The sequence below is a fragment of the Pseudomonas sp. MF08817 genome, assembly GCF_059862705.1.
Map to the genome: position 1 here is coordinate 242,183 of NZ_JCBCUY010000002.1, position 22,730 is coordinate 264,912.

Sequence of the window (22,730 nt, forward strand, 5' to 3'; positions counted from 1 at the left end):
GGCATAGTCCTGCGGCTTTTCTTTTATATGAACGTAACCCACATCGTCTGGGATGTGGCAGATGGGCGTATTCTTCGCCCTTATCAACAGGAATTAAAATGAGCGAAAGCTTTGCGGAACTCTTTGAAGAAAGCCTAAAAACCCTGAACCTTCAGGCAGGCTCCATCATCACCGGTGTTATCGTTGATATCGATTACCAAGCTCGCTGGGTAACCGTTCACGCTGGTCTGAAGTCTGAAGCACTCATCCCGCTTGAGCAGTTTTACAATGACGCTGGCGACCTGACTATCAATGTCGGTGACGAAGTTCACGTTGCTCTGGACTCGGTTGAAGACGGCTTCGGTGAAACCAAGCTCTCCCGTGAAAAAGCCAAGCGCGCTGAATGCTGGATTGTTCTGGAAGCAGCCTTCGCAGCCGAAGAAGTGGTCAAGGGCGTTATCAACGGTAAGGTTAAAGGCGGCTTCACTGTCGACGTTAACGGCATCCGTGCGTTCCTGCCAGGTTCTTTGGTCGACGTTCGTCCAGTGCGCGACACCACGCACCTGGAAGGCAAAGAGCTGGAATTCAAGGTCATCAAGCTGGATCAGAAGCGCAACAACGTTGTCGTTTCCCGTCGTAGCGTCCTGGAAGCAGAGAACTCCGCCGAGCGTGAAGCTCTGCTGGAATCCCTGCAAGAAGGCCAGCAAGTCAAAGGTATCGTCAAAAACCTCACCGATTACGGCGCATTCGTCGATCTGGGTGGCGTCGATGGCCTGCTGCACATTACCGACATGGCTTGGAAGCGTATCAAGCATCCTTCCGAAATCGTCAACGTTGGCGACGAGATCGATGTCAAGGTTCTGAAATACGATCGCGAACGCAACCGTGTTTCTCTGGGCCTCAAGCAACTGGGCGAAGATCCATGGGTTGCTATCAAAGCCCGTTACCCAGAAAGCACTCGCGTTACCGCACGTGTAACCAACCTGACCGACTACGGCTGCTTCGCTGAGCTGGAAGAAGGCGTTGAAGGCCTGGTTCACGTTTCGGAAATGGACTGGACCAACAAGAACATCCACCCTTCGAAAGTCGTACAAGTTGGCGACGAAGTGGAAGTTATGGTTCTGGACATCGACGAAGAGCGTCGTCGTATCTCTCTGGGCATCAAGCAGTGCAAATCTAACCCATGGGAAGATTTCTCTGGCCAGTTCAACAAGGGCGATAAAATCTCCGGCACCATCAAGTCGATCACCGATTTCGGTATCTTCATTGGTCTGGACGGCGGCATCGACGGCCTGGTTCATCTGTCCGACATTTCCTGGAACGAAGTGGGCGAAGAAGCCGTGCGTCGTTTCAAGAAGGGCGACGAACTGGACACCGTTATCCTGTCGGTTGACCCGGAGCGTGAGCGCATCTCGCTGGGTATCAAGCAACTGGAAAGCGATCCGTTCTCCGAGTACGTTCAAGAGAACGACAAAGGCGCAATCGTTAAAGGCATTGTGAAAGAAGTTGACGCTAAAGGCGCCATCATCACTTTGGCCGACGATATCGAAGCGACTCTGAAAGCTTCCGAAATCAGCCGTGACCGTGTTGAAGACGCGCGTAACGTGCTGAAAGAAGGCGAAGAAGTAGAAGCCAAGATCATCAGCGTTGACCGTAAGAGCCGCGTAATCCAGCTCTCCATCAAGTCGAAAGACGATGCTGAAGAGAAAGAAGCAATCCAGAGCCTGCGCGACAAGCCAGCTACCTCTGACATTGCTGCTGGTCCTACCACTCTGGGTGACCTGTTGCGTGCACAGATGGAAAAACAGAACTAAGTTCTGTCGGACCATAGAAAAAGGGCGGCTTCGGTCGCCCTTTTTTGTGCCTGCGATTTGATGGTTCTTTTCCCTCGGATGCTCACGACTTCATGTGGCTGATCGCAAGAAACCAACTGCTGCTCCCAGTATCTATTTCCTTGTGTGCGCCTATATTTCAATCGGGTCTAAGCTTTGAGCGAAGCGCATGCTGTTTTGTTGGGTTTCTGGCCGAGGGCGCGAAATGAAGGGCTTTTGTATCGTTATTACGAGTTTGATTCTGCTGGGCTGTACAACTGGGGCTAAAACCCATGTGGTGCGCGGAGTCAGTGGTGTGGAAATTAACTGCTCCGGGCTAGGATCGAGCTGGGAGAGGTGCTACAAGCGCGCCGCAAGAGAGTGTGGTACCGCTGGCTACAAAGTGATTACTAAATCGAGCGACGTGAATGAGGAGCCTGGTGATTACCTCTTTGGCTGGAACCCGGCTGGGTATTTATCGCGCAGCATGCTGGTTATCTGTCGGTGAGGTTTTTCACGCTTATGAAGGGTGAAAGATGGCGCGAAGCTGTTTGTCAGCCTTGTCTGCTAGGGCGTAAAGATAAGTCAATATGTAGGCTGTTCAAAATCTCTCCCGCATGCTAAAACCTTTGGAGCGCTGATCTAGCTGCTTGAAAAAGAAGGGAAAAATATGACGAAGTCGGAGTTGATCGAACGAATTGTCACCCATCAAGGGCTGCTCTCATCTAAGGATGTAGAGTTGGCCATCAAGACCATGCTTGAGCAAATGTCCCAGTGCCTGGCCACCGGTGATCGAATCGAGATCCGGGGTTTTGGTAGCTTCTCCCTGCATTACCGCGCGCCACGGGTTGGCCGTAACCCAAAAACTGGTCAATCGGTCAGTCTCGACGGAAAGTTCGTGCCCCATTTCAAACCGGGTAAAGAGTTGCGCGATCGAGTGAATGAAGAAGAGGAAGAAGGGCTTTGATTAGAAGCCAAGGAGCAACTCATGCGTAATCTGAGCCGTAGTATGCTGGCTGTCACAGGGCTATTGTTGGTTCTGGTAATTCTCACCTTTATGCTTGAAAATCAACAGCCTGTTTCCCTGCTGTTTCTGGGGTGGGCAGCCCCGCAACTACCTGTATCGGTGGTGGTGGTGATTGCGTTGCTTATTGGTATGTTGGCTGGCCCTCTCTTAAGGCTATTCCTTGGGCGCCAGTCCAGGCTTCATAAACGTATGGTTTGATTTTTTTTCATCCTGAGTTTTGGCCGGCTAATCGTGAAAGCGCCACCTGCAGGGCTGTTAGGTAGAATTGTAGGTGCGTATTTATTGTCTGTACCAGCAGTCTTCGGTATGACTAATTTTTATATTTTCTGGTTGTAGGAAAGTTGTACCGGAATGCTGACGGAAGCTTCGCTCATGATTACTTCAGGTCGCAAAGGCATTATTCTCGCGGGCGGCTCAGGCACGCGTTTACACCCATTGACCTTGGGCGTCTCCAAGCAGATGTTGCCTATCTATGACAAACCGATGATTTTTTATCCACTATCGGTATTGATGCTTGCAGGCATGAGAGAAATTCTCATTATCTCCACGCCTGAGGATTTGCCTAGCTTTCGCAAGCTCCTCGGTGATGGCAGTTTGTACGGTATCCACCTTACTTATGCCGAGCAGGCGCGCCCGGAGGGGTTGGCCCAAGCATTTATTATTGGCGAAGAGTTTATTGGCAAAGATCCATGTTGCTTGATTCTTGGAGACAATATTTTCTACGGACAGCACTTTTCTGATAATTTGCGCGTCGCTAATGCTCGAACCCACGGTGCAACGGTCTTTGGGTATCACGTGTCAGATCCGGAGCGGTTCGGCGTCGTAGAGTTCGATGGCGATGGACAGGCGCTGAGTATTGAGGAAAAGCCGCTCAAGCCAAAGTCAAACTATGCCGTTACAGGCTTGTATTTTTACGATAACCAGGTTGTTGATATCGCCAAAAGCATTAAACCTTCTGCCCGCGGCGAGCTTGAAATCACGGATGTCAGCCTGGCTTATCTCCAGCAGGGTTCTTTGAATGTTGAAATGCTGGGTCGAGGTTTTGCCTGGCTTGATAGCGGTACCCATGAGTCCCTTCTTGAAGCCAGCCATTTTGTTCACACCATAGAGCATCGACAAGGACTCAAGGTCGCGTGCCTTGAGGAAATTGCCTACGCCAACGGATGGATTACTACCGAGCAGTTGGCTATCCAGGCGCAGCGATTGAAGAAAACCGGTTACGGTCGGTATCTGCAAAGAATCGTGGATTTATCCTGTCATTGATATGATCTAGAACTCAGCGTGTGACAACGTTCAATGAACGTAGGCGAATGTTTAATGCCCTTGGACCAACCCTATAAAGTAGCCGTGCTACTAGCCGCTTATAACGGGATGCAGTGGATTGATGAACAGGTGAAATCAATCCTTGAACAGTCGGCAGTTGATGTGACTCTCTATATAAGCGTCGACCCTTCCACCGATGGAACTGAAATATGGTGTTCAACGCTCAGCGATACGCACCCCAATGTGGTGGTATTGGCAGAGGCGGGTCGCTTTGGTGGAGCCGCTCCAAATTTTTTTCGTCTTATTCGTGATGTGGAGTTTGCTGATTACGATTTTGTGGCGCTCGCCGATCAGGATGATATCTGGCACCCGGATAAACTTTGGCGGGCTGTCCAGACCCTGAGCAGCACTGACTATGATGCGTACTCAAGCAATGTGACTGCGTTTTGGCAGGATGGTAGGACCCACTTGCTCGACAAGGCCCAGCCGCAAGTTGCGTGGGACTTCTTGTTTGAAGCCGCCGGCCCTGGCTGCACCTATGTGCTGAGCCGGCGCTTAGCTGACCCCTTGAAGGACTCGATAGTCTCCCGCTGGAAGGCGTTTCAGGGTGTTAGCCTGCATGACTGGTACTTTTACGCATTCGCTCGCAGTCAGAACTTTAAATGGTTTATTGACCCTGTGCCCTCTATGCAATATAGGCAGCATGAAAACAATCAGGTGGGCGCCAATACCAGCCTTTTTTCACTCATGGTCCGCTACAAGACTATTCATGAAGGATGGTGGTTTAAACAGGTGCGGATGATTACTTGCTTGGTTGGTAGAGGGGACGATCATTTTGTCAGCACTTGGTTGCCACTAGAACGAATTCACTTGCTTCGGTTGTCCCTTCATTCCTGGCAGTGCAGACGACGTTTTCGAGATAAGCTGTTTTTCTTTTTTATCTGCCTCACCAGTGCCTTGATTGGAAGTAAGACTAAATGAATGGAGCGCAGGTTTTAATTACTGGAGCATCGGGCTGGGTTGGCGAAGCGCTGGTTTTTCGTTTGTTGAGGGATCGCCTGTTCGTTCCTGTGGCCGCAGTACGGCGTAGTTCCAGGTTAAGTGGTCTTTGTCCCAGCATTCGCTTTGACCTTGATAGTGAAAGTGAACTCCCTTCTCTCGAAAACATTAAAGTCGTCGTCCACGCTGCAGCTCGTGTGCACGTTATGCATGACACCTGCGCTGATCCTCTTTCAGCGTTCCGTAAAACCAATGTCGAAGGCACTGTCCGGCTCGCGAAAAAGGCCGCCGAGGCTGGGGTGACGCGGTTTGTTTTTATCAGTTCTATCAAGGTCAATGGTGAAGAGACCGTGCAAGGGAGCCCTTTTTGTGCTGAGGACAGTCCTCAGCCTACTGATCCCTACGGCGTGTCGAAGTGGGAAGCTGAAAGTGCCTTGACGGCGCTTGGGCGTGAAACCGGTATGGAGATAGTCATCATCCGGCCGCCGCTGGTCTTCGGGCCTGGGGTCAAGGCCAATTTCCTGAGCATGATGAACTGGTTGCATAAAGGTATTCCCTTGCCTCTGGGGGCTATTCACAACCGGCGTAGTTTTGTTGCGCTCGAGAACCTCGTGGATCTCATCGTGACGTGTATTGAGCATCCCGCGGCTCGTGGTAATACCTTTCTGGTCAGTGATGGTGAAGACCTCTCCACGACTCAATTGCTTCAGCGCATGGCCGAGGCGCTCGGCAAGCGTGCGTACCTCATCCCCATCCCCTGCGTACTGTTGAATTCGGCCGCCGCAATGCTGGGAAAAAGGGCCATGGTTCAACGTCTGTGCGGATCATTGCAGGTTGATATGGCCAAAACCTGTGCGATCTTGGGATGGCTGCCGCCGGTCAGTGTGGGGCGCGCCTTGGAAAAAACTGCCCGTCATTATTTGGATAACAAGGCTCAATGATTTTCTGGTGGTTACTACCCGTGGTGTTTGCCGTTTCCTGGTTACTGACGCTGGCTCTACGTCATTACGCGCTCACCCAAAGCTTGTTGGATGTGCCTAATGAGCGCAGTTCCCACACGATTCCCACGCCTCGTGGTGGTGGAATGGCGATTGTTGTGGCCTTTTCAACTGCGATGCTTGTGCTGGCCAGCCTTGATGGGCTTGGGGGTGCTGAACTCAAGGGTTTTTTGGGGGCGGGGCTGTTGGTGGCCGGCATCGGGTTTGCCGATGACCATGGGCACATTGCCGCAAAGTGGCGGCTCTTGGGGCATTTTGTCGCGGCGGCCTGGGTGCTTTTCTGGATCGGCGGACTCGCTCCTCTGTCTGTTTTTGGCTTGCTGGTCGATCTGGGTTGGCTGGGCAACGGGCTGGCGCTGGTTTATTTGGTGTGGATGCTCAACCTATACAACTTCATGGATGGCATCGATGGTTTGGCCAGTGTCGAGGCCCTTTGCGTGTGCCTGGGCGCTTGTCTGCTTTACTGGGTGGGTGGCCAGGTTTCACTGATCTGGCTTGCGTTGATGCTGGCGTGTGCGGTGCTTGGATTTCTGTGCTGGAACTTCCCCCCAGCCCGTATCTTCATGGGAGATGCGGGCAGTGGATTTCTGGGGTTGATTCTTGGGGCTCTGGCGCTTCAAGCCGCATGGGTCGGGCCCGAGTTGTTCTGGGGTTGGGTGATCTTGTTAGGCGTATTTGTTGTCGATGCCACCTGGACATTGCTGCGGCGTTTGCTGCGCGGTGACAAGGTTTTCCAGGCACATCGCAGCCATGCCTACCAATTTGCCGCTCGCAGGTTTCAGAGTCACAGGGCGGTAACGTTAGCTGTAGTTGCAATTAATGTGTTGTGGCTACTGCCCATTGCGCTGTTTGTGGTGATGGGAATGCTGGAGCCCGTTGCAGGGTTGTCGCTCGCATACGCGCCTCTGGTGTTTTCGGCTTGGTTTTTTAAAGCCGGGACTTTGGAGTAAAAGTTTTGGGTCCAGGTCAAAGAATCTATTCACAAAGCCTGTTCTAGTTGCGATGTAAGATCCAAGTTATTGGATATTCACGGCTAGGGTTTTGTGAGAGTGTCGTTGCCGGCGCTTGGCGTCTGCAACCAAGTTTGGGATGAAGCGGTCTGATGCAGGCGAACAGCGACGATTCAGATTGATTGATGGGGGCGAGACCGTCAGGTCGAGTATTTATGGACAAATTGAAAGCATCTTTACTGGGCCTGCCGCGCCGGCAAAAAAGGCTGCTGCAGCTGGCCACCGATGTTGTGCTGGTCTGGGTCGCGCTCTGGCTGGCGTTCATCGTGCGCCTGGGTGTCGATGACATGTACAACCCCGTCCGGGCTCATTTCTGGCTTTTCGCCTCTGCGCCGGTGGTGGCTATTCCCCTATTTATCCGTTTTGGCATGTACCGCGCGGTCATGCGTTATTTCGGCAATGATGCGCTGATTGCCATCGTCAAGGCTGTCAGCCTGTCGTCGTTGATCCTCGCGGTGGTGGTCTATTGGTACAGCAACCATCAGGCCGTCGTGCCGCGCTCGATCATTTTCAACTACTGGTGGTTGAGCCTGGTCATCATCGGCGGGCTGCGGCTGTGCATGCGCCAATACTTTATGGGTGACTGGTTCACGGCCGCTCAGCACGTGCCTTTTACCAACCGTGATGATGGCTTGACCAAGGTAGCGATCTACGGAGCCGGGGTGGCTGGCAATCAGTTGGTCGCGGCGCTGCGGATGGGGCGGGTGATGCGCCCCGTAGCGTTCATCGACGATGACGCGGGTATAGCCGATCGCTCCATTTCCGGTTTGCAAGTGTATAAGCCCAAGCACATCCAGCAGATGATCGACGTAACCGGGGCGCAGGAAATCCTCCTGGCCCTGCCGTCCTCCACTCGCGCGCGGCGTAGGGAGATTCTGAACCTCCTGGAAGGCTTTCCGCTGCATGTGCGAAGCGTGCCCAATTTCACGGACCTGGCCAGTGGCCTGGTCAAGGTTGACGACATCCAGGAAGTCGATATCGCCGACCTGTTGGGACGTGATGCGGTCCCGGCCCAGTGCGAGTTACTGGCCCGCTGCATCAAGGGCAAGACCGTGATGGTCACCGGGGCGGGCGGTTCGATTGGCTCAGAGTTGTGCCGGCAGATCTTTTCCATCGGCCCAACCACCCTGATTCTGTTCGATCACAGCGAGTTCAACCTCTACAGCATTCTGTCTGAACTCGAACAGCGTATCGCCCGCGAGTCCGTGCCGGTGCGCTTGCTGCCGATCCTCGGTTCCATCCGCCATCCCGATAAATTGCTGGATGTGATGAAGACCTGGAATGTAGAGACCGTCTATCACGCGGCAGCCTACAAGCATGTGCCGATGGTCGAGCACAACATCGCCGAAGGCGTGTTGAACAATGTAATAGGCACCCTCAACACCGCGCAGGCGGCGTTGCAGGCCGGGGTTGCCAACTTTGTGCTGATTTCCACGGATAAAGCGGTACGCCCGACCAATGTGATGGGCAGCACCAAACGCCTGGCGGAGCTCACCTTGCAGGCGCTGAGCCGAGAGCTGGCACCGGTATTGTTCGGTGACCGGGCCAATGTCTCGCGGGTCAACAAAACCCGCTTCACCATGGTCCGCTTTGGCAATGTACTGGGCTCTTCCGGTTCGGTGATCCCGCTCTTCCACAAGCAGATCAAGTCGGGTGGGCCGTTGACGGTCACCCATCCGAAGATTACCCGCTACTTCATGACGATCCCTGAGGCGGCGCAACTGGTGATTCAGGCCGGTTCCATGGGGCAGGGCGGCGATGTCTTCGTGCTCGACATGGGCGAGCCGGTGAAGATCGTCGAGTTGGCCGAGAAGATGATTCACCTTTCTGGCCTGAGTGTGCGGTCAGAAAAAAATCTCCATGGCGAGATTTCCATCGAATTTACCGGCCTGCGTCCCGGGGAGAAGCTTTACGAGGAGTTACTGATTGGCGATAACGTCGCGGCGACCCAGCACCCGATGATTATGAGCGCCAATGAAGAACACCTGCCCTGGGACACGCTCAAGGGCAAGCTCAACGAACTGTTGGCGGCAGTGGAAAAGGACGATTATTCGCGTGTTCGCCAATTGCTGCGCGATACCGTCAGTGGCTATACGCCCGATGGTGAGATCGTTGATTGGGTGTACCAGCAACGCCGCCTCGACCCGTGACTTCACATACGCTGTAACGCTGCCATTTTTGACATGCTCCGGGCCTCGTCTAGGTTTGGAAAGCAGCTTGGGAAAAGCTGCTTTCCCCTATCAAAGTCATGGAGTTTTACTTATGCGTATAGCTCATCTCTCTTCCCTGGCCTTTGCCTTGCTGGCCAGCGCATCCCTCGCCGTGAATGCTGCACCTGTCAAAACAGAGACATCCGCACCCGTTGCCGTACAAGTCGCTCCCAGCGAACAGTCCTCTAGAATCGACCTTAACGCCGCCGATGTGCCGACTCTGCAACGCGAGCTTGCCGGGGTCGGGGAGGCTAAGGCCCGGGCCATCGTGGCTTACCGTGAAAGCAATGGCGCCTTTGCTTCGGTAGATGAGCTACTGGAAGTCAAGGGAATTGGCAAAGCTATCCTGGAAAAGAACCGGGACAAGTTAGTCGTCAACTAAGTGAGTGGGTTGTATGGGCGAGGCCGATCATTGATCGGCCTTTTTTGTGGGCCGCGGTTAGGTCGCGAAGTGTTCTGTTTCAGGTGTTCACGCACGGTGTCGAGAATTTGTTGACCCAGTTGCGGGTTCTGGACGCTGCGTGACAACAGTAGCGCCCCCACCAGGGCCGACATGATGATGATGCTTTGTTCGCGGGCGTCAGGGCTGCCCAGGCTGTGTTCGACCTGCCGCAACCTGGCGTTGAGCACTGCGTCTGTGGTAGCGCTGGGCTGGCCGCGTTGGCCGAGTTCGGAGCACATCGTTGGCAGTGGGCAGCCTTGATGGGGGGAGGTGGCATGCCATTGGGAGAGGTAACTGTCGACAAAGGCCTCCAGCGGCTCGTCCTGGGCAAACAAGGTGGCGCAGTGGGCGTCCAGTTGGTCGCTGGCGACTTGCAGGGCTTTTTCCACCAGTTCGTCTTTGGATTTGAAATGGGAATAAAAGCCGCCATGGGTCAGCCCCAGTGCTTTCATTAAAGGTTGCAGGCCTGTTGCGCCGATACCGTCGCGACGAAAGCGTGCCGAAGCTTCTTCAATAATGCGTTGATGGGTTTGGGCTTTATGGTCTTGCGAATAACGCATTTAAGAAGTCTCCACAGCGGTGGGCCATCTTAACCAAGGTTAATTGGATGGTGACTGTACTTCTACTCCAATAAAGCACGCAGATCTACAACACGGATTGAGGTTTAACTGTCAGGCTTTTCCGTACTATTAGTTGTACAGGTTTTGTATAAGAACTAATGGGTGGCGGCGCAAAGTTAAAAACCCTTCACTTTGCAATGAAGGGTTTTATTGATTAGGGCGTTGAATTAGCGGTCTTGAGCGTCTTTGGCGTCCATCTCGGCATTGCGCTCAGCCACGCGTTTGCGTTGCTCGTCGGTCAGTTCGACCTTGTTCGCGGTGTCGCGCAACATCATCAGGCCACCCACGATCGAGCCGATGGCAACGATCAGAATCATCCAGGCATACCAGGGCATAGGGTTCTCCTTGAGGGCAGCCTGTGGGGCGAGGGTCGCCGCGCAGCCTGCCTAACACTTTGAGCGATGGAAATTGGCAGTGGTTCCATTCTATGCCCGATACCGGCCCTTGGCCGCGACTGTTTCTCTGGCGCCCGACCAGGATGCTGAACCACACGGCGGTGAGTATCGCCAAGTGCGACAACTTAGCCATGTGCGCGTCGCATTAAAGATGAGCCCCCTCGCTGACACGCCTTAAGCGGCTTCTTTACGCGTTCTTTATGTGCAGCCACAGCCCTCGATCTCGTTCCTTTACAGGCGCGGCGCGGACAATTGCGCAACAGGCGACCACCGCCATACCCCGGAGAAACTCCATGAATGTTCTGGACGCAGGGTCACTGCTGCTGGCAGTGGGGCTGTTCATTTATCTACTGGTTGCGCTGTTGCGCGCAGACCGGCACTAGGAGCGGCTATGCACAGTTATGACTATTGGCTGATCCTGGCCTTCTTTGCCCTGGTGCTGGTGCCGGCCCCCTTTCTGGGGCGCTTCTACTACAAGGTGATGGAAGGGCAACGCACCTGGCTGTCGCCGGTGCTCGGGCCGCTGGAGCGCGGCTGCTATCGCGTGGCCGGGGTCGACCCCCAGGCCGAACAGAGTTGGCAGAAGTACACCCTGGCCTTGCTCGCCTTCAACCTGGCCGGGTTCCTTTTGCTGTTCGCAATTCTGTTGTGGCAGAACTATTTGCCGCTCAACCCGCAGCAGTTGCCGGGGCAGGAGTGGACACAGGCGTTCAACACTGCCGTCAGCTTCATGACCAACACCAACTGGCAGTCTTATAGCGGCGAGGCAACCCTGAGTTACTTCAGCCAGATGGCGGGCCTGACAGTGCAGAACTTCGTCAGCGCCGCCACCGGCCTGGCTGTGCTGGTGGCGCTATGCCGTGGGATTGGCCGCAAGTCGGCGCAAACCCTGGGCAACTTCTGGGTTGATATGACCCGCGCCACCCTCTATGGCCTGTTGCCGCTGTGCCTGCTGCTGGCGCTGTTTCTGGTGTGGCAGGGTGTGCCGCAGACCTTTGCCCAGTACGTCCACGCGCTGACGGTGCAAGGGGCGGACCAAGTGATCCCCCTCGGCCCGGCCGCTAGCCAAATTGCCATCAAACAGTTGGGCACCAACGGCGGTGGTTTCTTCGGTGTCAATTCGGCTCACCCGTTCGAGAACCCGACCGCGTGGAGCAACCTGTTCGAGGTGGCGTCGATCATCTTGATCCCCGTGGCGTTGGTGTTCACCTTCGGCCACTACGTCAAGGACCTGCGCCAGAGCCGCGCGATCATCGCCTGCATGCTGGCCCTGTTCCTGATTGGCGGCGCGACGTCGCTGTGGGCCGAGTACCAGCCCAACCCGACCCTGGCCAGCGCGGCGGTGGAGCAGACCGCGCCGCTCGAAGGCAAGGAAAGCCGCTTCGGCACCACCGCCACCGTGCTCTGGTCGGTGACCACCACCGCCGCGTCCAACGGTTCGGTCAACGCCATGCACGACAGCCTCAACCCGCTCAGTGGCATGGTCGCGCTGGTGAACATGATGGTCGGCGAAGTGATCTTCGGCGGCGTCGGTGCGGGGCTCTACGGCATGTTGCTCAACGTGCTGATCGCGGTGTTCCTCGCCGGCCTGATGATTGGCCGCACCCCGGAATACCTGGGCAAAAAGCTGCAAGCGCGGGAAGTGAAGTTGCTGGTGGCGACCCTGCTGGTGATGCCCGTCGGCGTGCTGGTGCTCGGCGCCCTCGCCACCAGCCTGCCGGGGCCGGCCGCGGCGGTGAGCAACCCTGGGCCCCACGGCTTCAGCCAGTTGCTCTACGCCTACACCTCGGCCAGCGCCAACAACGGCTCGGCGTTCGCAGGGCTTGGGGTCAACACCCCGTTCCACAACCTGATGCTGGGCCTGGGCATGTTGATCGGCCGCTTCGGCTACATCCTGCCGGTGCTGGCCCTGGCGGGCAGCCTGGCGATGAAGAAGCCGGCGCCCATCGGCCAAGACAGCTTCCCCACCCACGGCCCGCTCTTTGTCGCCCTGTTGACCGTGACCATTTTGCTGGTCGGCGGCCTGACCTTCCTGCCGAGCCTGGCACTGGGGCCGGTGGCTGAACAGCTGGGCCTGGCCGCGTTTGCCCATTGAGAGCGAGGGAATTGAACATGAACATGCCTGCACCCAAAGCCGTCGCCCACGTGGCGCCGCAAGCAAAAACCGCCTTCGCCGCCCTGTGGCGCCCGGCGTTGCGCCAAGCCTTTGTCAAGCTCGACCCGCGTCAGCTCAAACGCTCGCCGGTGATGCTGGTGGTGGAACTGACAGCCGTCTTCACCACCGTGCTGTGCTTTATCCCCGACCCGGCGGTGCCCACTGGCGTCGCCGCGCAAATCGCCCTGTGGCTGTGGTTCACCGTGCTCTTTGCCAATTTTGCCGAGGCCCTGGCCGAGGGGCGCGGCAAGGCCCGCGCCGATAGCCTCAAGGCCGGCAGCGAAGGCATGAGCGCACGGCGCAAGAAGGCCGACGGCAGTTTTGAAGTGCTGCCTGCCACCCGTTTGCGCAAGGGCGATGTGGTGCGCGTCGAGGCCGGGGAGATGATCCCCGGTGATGGCGAAGTGATCGAAGGCATCGCCGCCGTCAACGAAGCGGCCATTACCGGCGAGTCGGCACCGGTGATCCGTGAATCCGGCGGCGACCGCTCGGCCGTCACCGGCAACACGCGATTGGTGTCCGATTGGCTGCTGGTGCGCATCACCGCCAACCCCGGCGAGTCCACCCTGGACCGCATGATCGCCCTGGTCGAAGGCGCCAAGCGGCAGAAAACCCCCAACGAAGTGGCGCTGGACATCCTGCTGATCGGCCTGACCCTGATCTTCCTGGTGGTCGTGGTCACGCTGCAACCGTTCGCCCGCTTCGCCGAGGGCAATGTGCCCCTGGTGTTTTTGGTGGCGCTGCTGGTGACCCTGATCCCCACCACCATCGGCGGCCTGCTCTCGGCCATCGGCATCGCCGGCATGGATCGCCTGGTGCGCCTGAACGTGATCGCCAAGTCCGGCCGGGCGGTGGAAGCGGCGGGCGACGTGCACGTGCTGATGCTCGACAAGACCGGCACCATCACCTTCGGCAACCGCCGCTGCACCGCGATCTACGCCGCCCCGGGTGTCAGCGCCAAGGCCTTGGCCGAAGGCGCGTTGATGGCCTCCCTGGCCGACGAGACGGCCGAGGGCAAGTCCGTGGTTGATTTTCTGCGCGGCTTGCACCCGCAAGTGGAGCCGCCGTTGCACACCTTGACCGCCGTGCCGTTCAGCGCCGAAACGCGCCTGTCGGGCGTGGACTACCAGGGCCACGTGTACCGCAAGGGCGCGGTGGATTCGGTGTTGGCCTTCATCGGCCAACAGCGCAGCGACGTGCTGCCGGCGCTGTCGCGGGAAATCGACAAGATCGCCCAAAGCGGCGGCACGCCGTTGCTGGTGTGCCTCGACGGCCAGTTGTTGGGCGCCATTCACCTCAAGGACGTGGTCAAACCCGGCATCCGCGAGCGTTTTGCGCAGTTGCGCAAGTTGGGTATTCGCACCGTGATGGTCACCGGCGACAACCCGCTGACCGCCGCCGCCATCGCCGCCGAGGCGGGCGTGGACGACGTGCTGGCCGAGGCCACGCCGGAGAAAAAACTGGCGCGCATTCGCCATGAGCAAAACGATGGCCGTTTGGTCGCCATGTGCGGCGACGGCGCCAACGATGCCCCGGCCCTGGCCCAGGCTGACGTGGGCATGGCCATGAACGACGGCACCCAGGCAGCCCGCGAGGCGGCCAACATGGTCGACCTGGACAGCGACCCAACCAAGCTGCTGGACGTGGTGCAAATCGGCAAGGAGCTGCTGGTGACCCGTGGCGCCCTGACCACGTTCTCCATCGCCAACGACGTGGCCAAGTACTTCGCCATCCTGCCGGCGCTGTTCGCGGCGATTTATCCACAGCTGGGCGTGCTCAATGTGATGCAACTGAGCAGCCCGCAGAGCGCGATCCTCTCGGCGATTGTGTTCAACGCCCTGATTATCGTGGTGCTGATCCCCCTGGCGCTGCGCGGGGTGCGGGTACAAGCGGCCAGTGCGGTGCACCTGTTGCGGCGCAACCTGCTGATTTATGGCGTGGGTGGTTTGGTGGCGCCGTTCGTGGGGATCAAGTTGATCGACCTGCTGCTGACGGCACTGCACCTGGTGTGAGTGCTGGTCACAGTGCTGAATCTGTTCTCTGGAAACGAGGAAATTGACATGTCGACTGTAGTGCGTCCGGCCCTGAGCCTGATTATTTTGATGACCCTGATTACCGGCGTGGCCTATCCCTTGGTGGTCACAGGCGTGGCCCAAGTGGCGTTCCCCGAACAGGCCAATGGCAGCCTGGTGCGTGATGAGGCGGGCAAGGTGCGCGGATCTGCGCTGATCGCCCAGGATTTCACCGGCAATGCGTGGTTCCACCCGCGGCCCTCGGCGGGGGCCTTCGCCACGGTGGCGAGCGGGGCCAGCAACCTGGCACCGAGCAACCCGGCCCTGGCCACCCGCGTCATCGACGACGCCAACAAACAGCAAGTGCCCGGCCAAGGCCCGGTGCCGCTGGCGCTGTTGACCACCTCCGGCAGCGGCCTTGATCCACACTTGCCACCCGAGGCAATTGGCTATCAACTGGCGCGAGTCGCCGCCGCCCGCAACCTGCCCGTGGCGACCCTGGCGCAGTTGCTGGACGAGCACATCGAACAACCCCTGGTGGGGCCGCCGGTGGTCAACGTGCTGGCGCTGAACCGGGCTCTGGAAAAGTTGTAGAGCCGTAGGGCAGCATCGCGGGCCGGCCGCTCCCTCTTTAGGATGAGAGCGCCGGCCCGCGACGACGGTTGCGAAAACCCCATATAACCACCCGCAAACAAGGGACCCTTTTGATGAGCAACGCCACCCGCGCCGACGCCCTGTTAGCCGACCTGCCACGGGACGGTCGCGGCCGCCTCAAGGTCTTTCTGGGCGCTGCTCCCGGCGTGGGCAAAACCTACGCCATGCTTCAGGCCGCCCACACCCAGTTGCGTCAAGGGGTGAAGGTGCTGGCGGGCGTGGTGGAAACCCATGGCCGCGCCGAAACCGAAGCCCTGCTCGCCGGCCTGCCCCAGCAACCCTTGGTGCGCTCGGAATACCGCGGCGTGGTGCTGGAGGAAATGGACCTCGACGGCTTGCTCCAGGCCAAGCCGCAACTGGTGTTGGTGGACGAACTGGCCCACAGCAACGCCCCCGGCAGCCGCCATGCCAAGCGCTGGCAGGATATCCAGGAGCTGCTGGCCGCCGGCATCGACGTGTACACCACGGTCAACGTCCAGCACCTGGAAAGCCTCAACGACCAGGTGCGCGGCATCACCGGCGTGCAGGTGCGCGAGACGCTCCCCGATTGGGTGCTGCAAGAAGCCTTCGAGCTGCTGCTGATCGACTTGCCACCCCGCGAACTGCTGGAGCGCCTGCGCGACGGTAAGGTCTACGTGCCGGAGCAGGCGCGGGCCGCCATCGACGCGTTTTTTACCCAGACCAACCTCACCGCCCTGCGGGAGCTGGCGATGCAGACCGCTGCCGCCCAGGTGGACGACGACCTGGCCCTGGGCTATCGCCAATTGGGCCAAGCCGCACCCGCGGTGCGCGGGCGCTTGCTGGTGGGCGTGGACGGCGACAGCCAGGCCGAACGCCTGGTGCGCCATGCTAGCCGCGTGGCGCGGCGCCGGCATTTGCCCTGGAGCCTGGTGCATGTGGACAACGGTCGGGTGGCCGATGAGCAATCACGCCTGCGCCTGCAAAGCGCCCAGCAACTGGCCGAACGCCTGGGCGGCGAAGTGGTGCTGCTGCGCGCCGGCGAAGTGGCCAAGACCCTGATCCAGCACGCCGGCGAGCGCCGTGCCAGTTTGTTGCTGGTGGGCCAGTCGCGGCCCCGTTTGCGGCGCCGATTGCTCGGTGGAGGCTTGGCCTCGCGCTTGCTGCGCGATGCCCGGGGCCTGGAAATCAACGTGCTGGACAGCGACACCGACCAGCCACCGCCGCGCTCGCGGGCGGCCCACACCTTGGTGTGGTTCGACTATGCCCTGGCGGTACTGGCCACGCTGCTGGCCAGTGCCTTGGCCTGGGGCGTGGCCAGTGTGCTGCCGTTGCCCAACATCTCCCTGGTGTTCCTCGCGGCGGTGCTGCTGGTGGCGGTGCGCAGCAGCCTCGGCCCGGCGCTGGTGTGCGCGGCGCTGTCGTTCCTGACCTATGACTTTCTGTTCATCCCGCCGAATTTCTCCCTGAGCATCCAGCGCGAAGAAGACGTGCTGACCCTGTTGTTCTTCCTGCTGATGGCGGCGCTCACCGGTAACCTCGCAGCCCGCCAGCGCCAGCAGTTGCGGGCGTTGCGCGACACCCAGGAGGAAACCAGCGAACTGCTCGACCTGTCGCGCAAACTCACCGCCGCCACCGACCGGCGGGCGGTCATCAGCGCAGCGGCGCAGCACTTGGAAGGCTGGCGCGATGTGCAACTGTGCCTGGTCAACCGCCAGGGCCAGGCTGCCGACGGCTGGCAAGTGGAAAGCGGTGGCCCGTTGCAACTGAACGAGACCGAACGCGCCGCCGCCGATTGGGCCTGGCAACACGACCAAGCGGCGGGCCTGGGCACCGGCACGTTGCCGTTCGGGCGTTGGTGGTGGTGGCCGCTGTCGGTGGACGATGGTCCGCTGGGCCTGCTGGGCGTCTCGACCCACGATGGCTTGCCCCTGAGCGGCCAGCGTCGGCGTTTGTTGACCGCGTTGAGCCAGCCGCTGGCCCAGGCCCTGGCCCGCGCCCAATTGGCGCAAGATCTGGAAGCAGCGCGCCTGCACGGCGAAACCGAACAACTGCGCAGCGCGCTGCTGGCGTCGGTGTCCCATGACCTGCGCACACCGCTGACGTCCATGCGCGGCAGCATCGATAGCCTCTTGGCGCTGGGTGAGGCGATCCCGCTGGAAGATCGCCGTGAACTGCTCGAAGGCACCCGCGACGAAGCCGAGCGCCTGGACCGCTACATTCAGAACCTGCTGGACATGACGCGCCTGGGCCACGGCGCCCTGAAACTGGCCCGCGACTGGGTGTCGCCGGCCGACATCGCCGGCAGTGCCTTGAACCGTTTGCGCACGGTGCTGGCGCCGTTGCAGGTCAGCGTCGACGTGCCGGGCACCTTGCCGCTGCTGTATGTGCACGCGGCGCTGATCGAACAGGCGCTGGTCAATGTATTGGAGAACGCGGCGCGGTTTTCGCCGCCCCACGGGCGTTTGCAATTGAGCGCAGGGGCGGGCGACGAGGAGTTGTTTTTCACCGTTTGTGATGAAGGCCCGGGTATCCCTGAAGAGGACCGGGCGAAGATTTTCGACATGTTCTACACCGCCGCCCGGGGTGACCGGGGCGGGCAGGGCACAGGCCTGGGGCTGGCGATCTGCCAAGGGATGGTCGGCGCCCACGGCGGGCGCATCAGCGTCGGCGATGGCATCGACGGCCGAGGAACCTGCATCACGCTGCACCTGCCGCTGGCCACCCAACCGCCATTGGACGGTGAAGCCTGAAGCCGCCTGCGCTACTCTTTTGCCACTTTTTGCTTTGAATGGATGCCATGAGCCAGACCGCGACCATTTTGGTCATCGACGACGAACCGCAGATCCGCAAGTTTCTACGTATCAGCCTCGCCTCCCAGGGCTACAAAGTGTTGGAGGCGGGCACCGGCACTGAAGGCCTGGCCCAGGCGGCGCTAAACCAGCCGGATTTACTGGTGCTCGACCTGGGCCTGCCGGACATGGACGGCCAGCAGGTGCTGCGTGAGTTGCGCCAATGGTCCAGCATGCCGGTGCTGGTGCTGTCGGTGCGCGCCAGCGAGGGGCAGAAGGTCGATGCCCTGGACGGCGGCGCCAACGACTACGTGACCAAGCCGTTCGGCATTCAGGAATTCCTCGCTCGGGTGCGCGCCCTGCTGCGCCAGGCCCCCACCGGCGAAGCGCCGCAAGCGGCGCTGACCTTCGGCCCGCTGACCATCGACCTGGCGTACCGCCGCGTGGTCCTGGACGGCGCCCAAGTGGCCCTGACCCGCAAGGAATACGCGGTGCTGGCGCAACTGGCGCGCCACCCCGGGCGCGTGATTACCCAACAGCAATTGCTCAAGGACATTTGGGGCCCGACCCACACCGAAGACAGCCATTACCTGCGCATCGTGGTGGGGCACTTACGGCAGAAACTCGCCGACGACCCCACCAACCCGCGGTTCATCCTGACCGAGGCGGGGGTGGGGTATCGGTTGTTGGCGCCGTAACCACCGTTGTTACCACGACGGCGGCGGTCAGCTTTGTTCATTCTCATAACGGTCCAGGGTATCGCGGGCGATTTCCCGGCCCAGGGCGATCAGTTCCGGGGCTTTGTAGAACTCGAAGAAGCGGCACACGCGTTTGGGCACGTTGATGAGGATATCGGGTGGATAACCGGCGATCTTGTACTGCGCCAGTGAGGTCTGCATCACCTCGAAGCTTTGGTTAATCAGGTCCAGCAAAGACGCCGGGCCGACGTTGTCGATGATGAACGAGCCCGTCGCGGATTTTGGCGCGCCGGGGCCTTCGGGGGCGGCGGCCGGTTGCTGGGCCTCGGGCTCGGCGCCTTCGAGCCAGGGGTTGCGTTCCTTTTCGGCGTCCGGGCGCAGGGTCTCTTGTTCCAGCAACAGCAACTGCTCGGCCTGTTTGCGGCGAAAGGGCATATGGGAGCCCAGGGAACTCATCAGCCCGTCGAAGCGGCTCTTGAAGGCTGGCGGGCGCTGGATCACCGGCAGTTGATAGTGCTTCTGGTTGGTGGAGTTGAGGTTGACCGCGATTATCAGGTCGCAGTGGCTCGACACCACGGGCACGATGGGCAGCGGGTTAAGCAGGCCGCCGTCCACCAGCATGCGGTTGCCCTGCATCACCGGGGTGAACAGGCTGGGGATCGCCGCCGAGGCGCGCATGGCCTGGTGCAGGCAGCCTTCCTGGAACCAGATTTCCTGCTGGTTGGTCAGGTCGGTGGCCACCGCCGTGTAGGGGATGCGCAGCTCTTCGATATTGATGTCGCCGACGATCTTGCGGATCTGCCCGAACACCTTCTCGCCGCGAATCGCCCCCAGGCGAAAACTCACGTCCACCAGGCGCAGCACATCGAGGTAATCCAGGCTTTCGATCCAGTTGCGGTAGTCGTCGAGTTTGCCGGCAGCGTAGATGCCGCCGACCACCGCGCCCATGGAGCAACCGGCCACGCAGGCGATGTCATAGCCGCGGCGTTCGATCTCTTCAATTACCCCGATATGGGCATAGCCCCGGGCGCCGCCGGAGCCGAGTACCAATGCAACACGCTTTTTCATCGTTCATCCTTTGGTCAAACAGGCCTCAACAATGCACCTATCGGGGGGCGGGCTTCAATCGCCGTAGCGGGTCGCAACGGCAAAGCGGTAGTTTTTTCGACAACGGGTGCCGGAGCACGCATGGCCTGGCGCCAGCTATATTGATCTGCGCGGCAAGGCACTTTTTGCGCCGCCGGTCGTCTTACCGAGCACGTCTGTTCTTCCCTTATTGAGGTGTCTTTGATGAAAGCCTGGATCTGTCTGCCTTTGATGGTGCTGGCGCTGGCCGGTTGCGCCGGCAAAACCGCGTACCGCGACAGCTGCGCGACGCAACTCGATTCCGCCTGGCGTGAACTGGACCTGGCCAAGGCCGAGGGTTTTGCCGGTACGGTGAGTTACTCCAAGGCCCTGTCATTGCTGACCGGCGCCAAGACCCAACAACAGTTCGAGGCCTTTGAAGGTTGCAGCAGCAAGGCCGAGAAGGCACGCTTCTACATTCGTGAATCCCGCGCTGGCCGTTAATTGCGCCGATCCTGTCAAAACTTGCAGCTAACAGCGTATCGCTCGCAGCTGCACCCCCCGTGGAGCCGTACATGTCTGTGTTGGTTGATCGTCTGGTGGCCCGGGTCATGGACCTGGAAGTTCGTCTGTGGGCGTGTCAGGCGCGGCTGAGCGCCAGCACCGATGCCGAGGCCCTGCACAGCTTGCGCACCACGGTGCGGCGCCTGCGCAGCCTGTTGCGCCCGCTGCGCGGCTTGCCGGGGGTGGATCAACTGGAAACGGCGGCGGCCGAGGTGGGCAACCTGACCACGCCCCTGCGCGACCGCGAGGTGCTGGCGGCCTACCTGTTGCGCCACGGCCATGTGGAAGCGGCCCGCCAGCGTAGCTTGCAAATGGCCGATACCTATCCGGCCGTGGCCGACGGTGCCGAACTGGCTCAGTTGCTGCTGATGCTCGACGCCTTCCCGCGGTTTTTGCGCGCCTCCCAGCGCCAGGGCTTGCTCGGCGGTTTGCGCCTGCGCATCGAAAAGCGCCTGGCCAAACAATGGAAAGAGTTGGCGCAGGCCCTGCGCGACCCCAACCACGATCGCCATCGCTTGCGCCTGCTGATTAAGCGCGTGCGCTATGGCATCGAGGCCTACCCCGAATTGAACCGCTTGCCGGCCCAGGCCATGCCCCGGCTCAAGGCTGCGCAAGGCGCCCTGGGCGACTGGCACGATTGCTGGCAATGGCTGCTGCGCGCCGAGCAGGAATCGGACCTGCTGCCGTGCGTGGCGGTGTGGCGCAAGACCATGGCCACCGCCCAAGGCCGTGCAGACCGCGTGCTTGAGCGTTTGCAACAGGACTGCTTCGGCGCCTGACGGCTTATCTGTCGGTGTTTTTGGCGGGAATAAGCACTGTGCCAGCACTGGGCGGCTGGTTAACATCCCGAAGTCTTTTCTTTGCCTTGAGGTGCACATGGGCTTTAGCGATTTACTCGAAGCGGTACGCAAGCAGCCGCTGGACGTCTCGATCCCGGCGCAATGGGCCCAGGGCCGCGCCAGTTTTGGCGGGCTGATGGCCGCGCTGCAATACGAAGCCATGCGCGCCAAGGTGCCGGCGGATCGCCCGGTGCGTTCGTTGGCGATCACCTTTGTCGGCCCGGCCGAGCCGGATGTGCCGATCCGTTTTGAAGTGGAGGTGCTGCGCGAGGGCAAGGCCGTCAGTCAAGTGCTGGGCCGTGCAGTGCAGAACGGCCAGGTCGTCACGTTGGTGCAGGGCAGCTTCGGCGCGTCGCGGCCGTCGGAAATCGAGGTGGCCGCCGAAGCGGCGCCGGACCTCAAACATTGGGAAGCCTGCCAGGAACTGCCCTACATCAAGGGCGTGACCCCGGAATTCATGCGCCACCTGGGCTTGCGTTGGGCGGTGGGTGGCTATCCGTTCAGCGGCGTGAAATCGCGGCACATGGGCGGCTGGGTGCGTTTGCGTGACGAGGCCGAAGCGGCGCTGACCGAGGCCCATATCCTGGCCCTGGTGGACGCCTGGCCGCCGGCGCTATTGCCGTACCTGAAAAAACCGGCGGCGGGCAGCACCCTGACCTGGACCATCGAGTTCGTGCAGCCGTTGCTGGCGCTGACGACGCTGGACTGGTGCAAGTACCAAGTGGAAATCGAACACGCCCGCGATGGCTATGGCCACACCGCCGCGGCGTTGTGGAGCGAGGACGGGCGTTTGATCGCCCTGAGCCGCCAAACGGTCACGGTATTCGCCTAAGCACGGTTCAACGGCGGTGGCGCTGGCGCCAGGCGCGCCACCAGGCACCGCTGAGGACAAAACGTGGAAACGTCAGGAACTGTTCGGTCAAAAGGCGCTGCACGGCGTCGGCACGGTCGCTGAACGGTTCGCTGGCCTGCTGCTCCAGGCTATGGCCATGGCGTTGCAGGCCCAGGGCCGCGAGCAGGCCGATCACGCCAATGGCCACACTGGCCGCACTCAGGGCGAACACGCCCGATACGATCAACAAAAACGCCACGATAAACAGCGGCACGGCAATCAGGTGCAACACCAGGTTGGTCGGGTTGCTGTGGTTGTTTGGGTACTGGCGCCATTGCCAGGCGGGGAGATTGGGGTGACGTTTGCCCATGGTGATAATCCTCTGTCCGTATGAAACATATGGACAA

General features: G+C 59.7%; 23 protein-coding genes. 19 read left to right on the forward strand and 4 right to left on the reverse strand.

Going from position 1 to position 22,730, the window contains the following annotated elements; translation table 11 throughout:
• Positions 1-98: 98 nt before the first annotated feature.
• The 10 genes from rpsA to AC19YR_RS02560 all read left to right on the forward strand — a co-directional run bounded on the left by rpsA (position 99) and on the right by AC19YR_RS02560 (position 9,679).
• Complete coding sequence (gene rpsA, locus AC19YR_RS02515; protein WP_095107465.1) at positions 99-1,793, forward strand: 30S ribosomal protein S1; 1,695 nt, start codon at positions 99-101, stop codon at positions 1,791-1,793.
• Between the two features lie 223 nt (positions 1,794-2,016).
• A complete protein-coding gene (locus AC19YR_RS02520; protein ID WP_095107724.1) occupies positions 2,017-2,298 on the forward strand; it encodes a hypothetical protein in 282 nt (93 codons plus the stop codon).
• Positions 2,299-2,460: 162 nt separating this feature from the next.
• Complete coding sequence (gene ihfB, locus AC19YR_RS02525) at positions 2,461-2,757, forward strand: integration host factor subunit beta (RefSeq protein ID WP_007899751.1); 297 nt, start codon at positions 2,461-2,463, stop codon at positions 2,755-2,757.
• Between the two features lie 21 nt (positions 2,758-2,778).
• Complete coding sequence (locus AC19YR_RS02530) at positions 2,779-3,015, forward strand: lipopolysaccharide assembly protein LapA domain-containing protein (protein WP_095107466.1); 237 nt, start codon at positions 2,779-2,781, stop codon at positions 3,013-3,015.
• A gap of 174 nt (positions 3,016-3,189) precedes the next feature.
• Positions 3,190-4,080 carry a glucose-1-phosphate thymidylyltransferase RfbA gene (gene rfbA / locus AC19YR_RS02535; protein ID WP_095107725.1) on the forward strand — a complete coding sequence of 297 codons (891 nt, stop codon included), beginning with the start codon at positions 3,190-3,192 and terminating at the stop codon, positions 4,078-4,080.
• Positions 4,081-4,134: 54 nt separating this feature from the next.
• Positions 4,135-5,061 carry a glycosyltransferase gene (locus tag AC19YR_RS02540; RefSeq protein WP_500597010.1) on the forward strand — a complete coding sequence of 309 codons (927 nt, stop codon included), beginning with the start codon at positions 4,135-4,137 and terminating at the stop codon, positions 5,059-5,061.
• The gene (locus AC19YR_RS02545) at positions 5,058-6,020 is read left to right on the forward strand and encodes a UDP-glucose 4-epimerase family protein (RefSeq protein WP_500597011.1); all 963 of its coding nucleotides are present in this window, start codon (positions 5,058-5,060) and stop codon (positions 6,018-6,020) included. Before AC19YR_RS02540 ends, AC19YR_RS02545 begins: the two co-directional genes overlap by 4 nt.
• Complete coding sequence (locus AC19YR_RS02550) at positions 6,017-7,027, forward strand: MraY family glycosyltransferase (protein WP_095107469.1); 1,011 nt, start codon at positions 6,017-6,019, stop codon at positions 7,025-7,027. Before AC19YR_RS02545 ends, AC19YR_RS02550 begins: the two co-directional genes overlap by 4 nt.
• Positions 7,028-7,242: 215 nt before the next feature.
• Positions 7,243-9,237: a polysaccharide biosynthesis protein gene (locus tag AC19YR_RS02555; protein WP_095107470.1), complete on the forward strand. Its 1,995-nt coding sequence runs from the start codon at positions 7,243-7,245 to the stop codon at positions 9,235-9,237.
• A gap of 112 nt (positions 9,238-9,349) precedes the next feature.
• Positions 9,350-9,679, forward strand: coding sequence for a ComEA family DNA-binding protein (locus AC19YR_RS02560; protein WP_095107471.1), 330 nt, complete (start codon positions 9,350-9,352; stop codon positions 9,677-9,679).
• Here the strand turns inward: AC19YR_RS02560 and AC19YR_RS02565 are convergent.
• A complete protein-coding gene (locus tag AC19YR_RS02565; protein WP_500597012.1) occupies positions 9,676-10,299 on the reverse strand; it encodes a TetR/AcrR family transcriptional regulator in 624 nt (207 codons plus the stop codon). The genes AC19YR_RS02560 and AC19YR_RS02565 overlap by 4 nt on opposite strands.
• A 227-nt stretch (positions 10,300-10,526) precedes the next feature.
• Positions 10,527-10,694, reverse strand: a complete 168-nt coding sequence (locus AC19YR_RS02570) for a DUF2897 family protein (protein ID WP_095107473.1) — start codon at positions 10,692-10,694, stop codon at positions 10,527-10,529.
• 353 nt (positions 10,695-11,047) lie between these two features.
• Here AC19YR_RS02570 and kdpF point away from each other — a divergent pair, with 353 nt between their 5' ends.
• The 6 genes from kdpF (at position 11,048) to AC19YR_RS02600 (ending at position 19,023) form a co-directional block, all read left to right on the forward strand.
• Positions 11,048-11,137, forward strand: a complete 90-nt coding sequence (gene kdpF, locus AC19YR_RS02575; protein ID WP_095107474.1) for a K(+)-transporting ATPase subunit F — start codon at positions 11,048-11,050, stop codon at positions 11,135-11,137.
• An 8-nt stretch (positions 11,138-11,145) separates the two neighbouring features.
• On the forward strand, positions 11,146-12,849 hold the full coding sequence (gene kdpA / locus AC19YR_RS02580; protein ID WP_500597013.1) for a potassium-transporting ATPase subunit KdpA: 1,704 nt from the start codon (positions 11,146-11,148) through the stop codon (positions 12,847-12,849).
• Positions 12,850-12,866: 17 nt separating this feature from the next.
• Positions 12,867-14,921, forward strand: coding sequence for a potassium-transporting ATPase subunit KdpB (gene kdpB / locus AC19YR_RS02585; protein WP_095107476.1), 2,055 nt, complete (start codon positions 12,867-12,869; stop codon positions 14,919-14,921).
• A gap of 48 nt (positions 14,922-14,969) precedes the next feature.
• Complete coding sequence (gene kdpC / locus AC19YR_RS02590) at positions 14,970-15,515, forward strand: potassium-transporting ATPase subunit KdpC (RefSeq protein ID WP_095107477.1); 546 nt, start codon at positions 14,970-14,972, stop codon at positions 15,513-15,515.
• Between the two features lie 113 nt (positions 15,516-15,628).
• Positions 15,629-18,286 (forward strand): DUF4118 domain-containing protein, encoded by a 2,658-nt coding sequence (locus tag AC19YR_RS02595; protein WP_500597014.1) that lies wholly within the window; start codon positions 15,629-15,631, stop codon positions 18,284-18,286.
• A gap of 47 nt (positions 18,287-18,333) precedes the next feature.
• Positions 18,334-19,023 carry a response regulator gene (locus tag AC19YR_RS02600; protein ID WP_095107479.1) on the forward strand — a complete coding sequence of 230 codons (690 nt, stop codon included), beginning with the start codon at positions 18,334-18,336 and terminating at the stop codon, positions 19,021-19,023.
• A gap of 27 nt (positions 19,024-19,050) precedes the next feature.
• Here AC19YR_RS02600 and AC19YR_RS02605 read toward each other — a convergent pair whose 3' ends face one another.
• Complete coding sequence (locus AC19YR_RS02605; RefSeq protein ID WP_095107480.1) at positions 19,051-20,091, reverse strand: patatin-like phospholipase family protein; 1,041 nt, start codon at positions 20,089-20,091, stop codon at positions 19,051-19,053.
• 222 nt (positions 20,092-20,313) lie between these two features.
• On the opposite strand from AC19YR_RS02605, the gene AC19YR_RS02610 reads away from it, so the two are divergent.
• From AC19YR_RS02610 to AC19YR_RS02620, 3 genes are all read left to right on the forward strand, one after another.
• Positions 20,314-20,592 (forward strand): hypothetical protein, encoded by a 279-nt coding sequence (locus AC19YR_RS02610; protein WP_095107481.1) that lies wholly within the window; start codon positions 20,314-20,316, stop codon positions 20,590-20,592.
• Between the two features lie 71 nt (positions 20,593-20,663).
• The gene (locus tag AC19YR_RS02615) at positions 20,664-21,431 is read left to right on the forward strand and encodes a CHAD domain-containing protein (RefSeq protein ID WP_500597015.1); all 768 of its coding nucleotides are present in this window, start codon (positions 20,664-20,666) and stop codon (positions 21,429-21,431) included.
• A gap of 97 nt (positions 21,432-21,528) precedes the next feature.
• Positions 21,529-22,323 carry an acyl-CoA thioesterase gene (locus AC19YR_RS02620; protein ID WP_095107483.1) on the forward strand — a complete coding sequence of 265 codons (795 nt, stop codon included), beginning with the start codon at positions 21,529-21,531 and terminating at the stop codon, positions 22,321-22,323.
• 7 nt (positions 22,324-22,330) lie between these two features.
• On the opposite strand, the gene AC19YR_RS02625 is transcribed toward AC19YR_RS02620, so the two are convergent.
• Positions 22,331-22,693 (reverse strand): Mpo1-like protein, encoded by a 363-nt coding sequence (locus tag AC19YR_RS02625; protein WP_095107484.1) that lies wholly within the window; start codon positions 22,691-22,693, stop codon positions 22,331-22,333.
• Between the last annotated feature and the right edge of the window lie 37 nt (positions 22,694-22,730).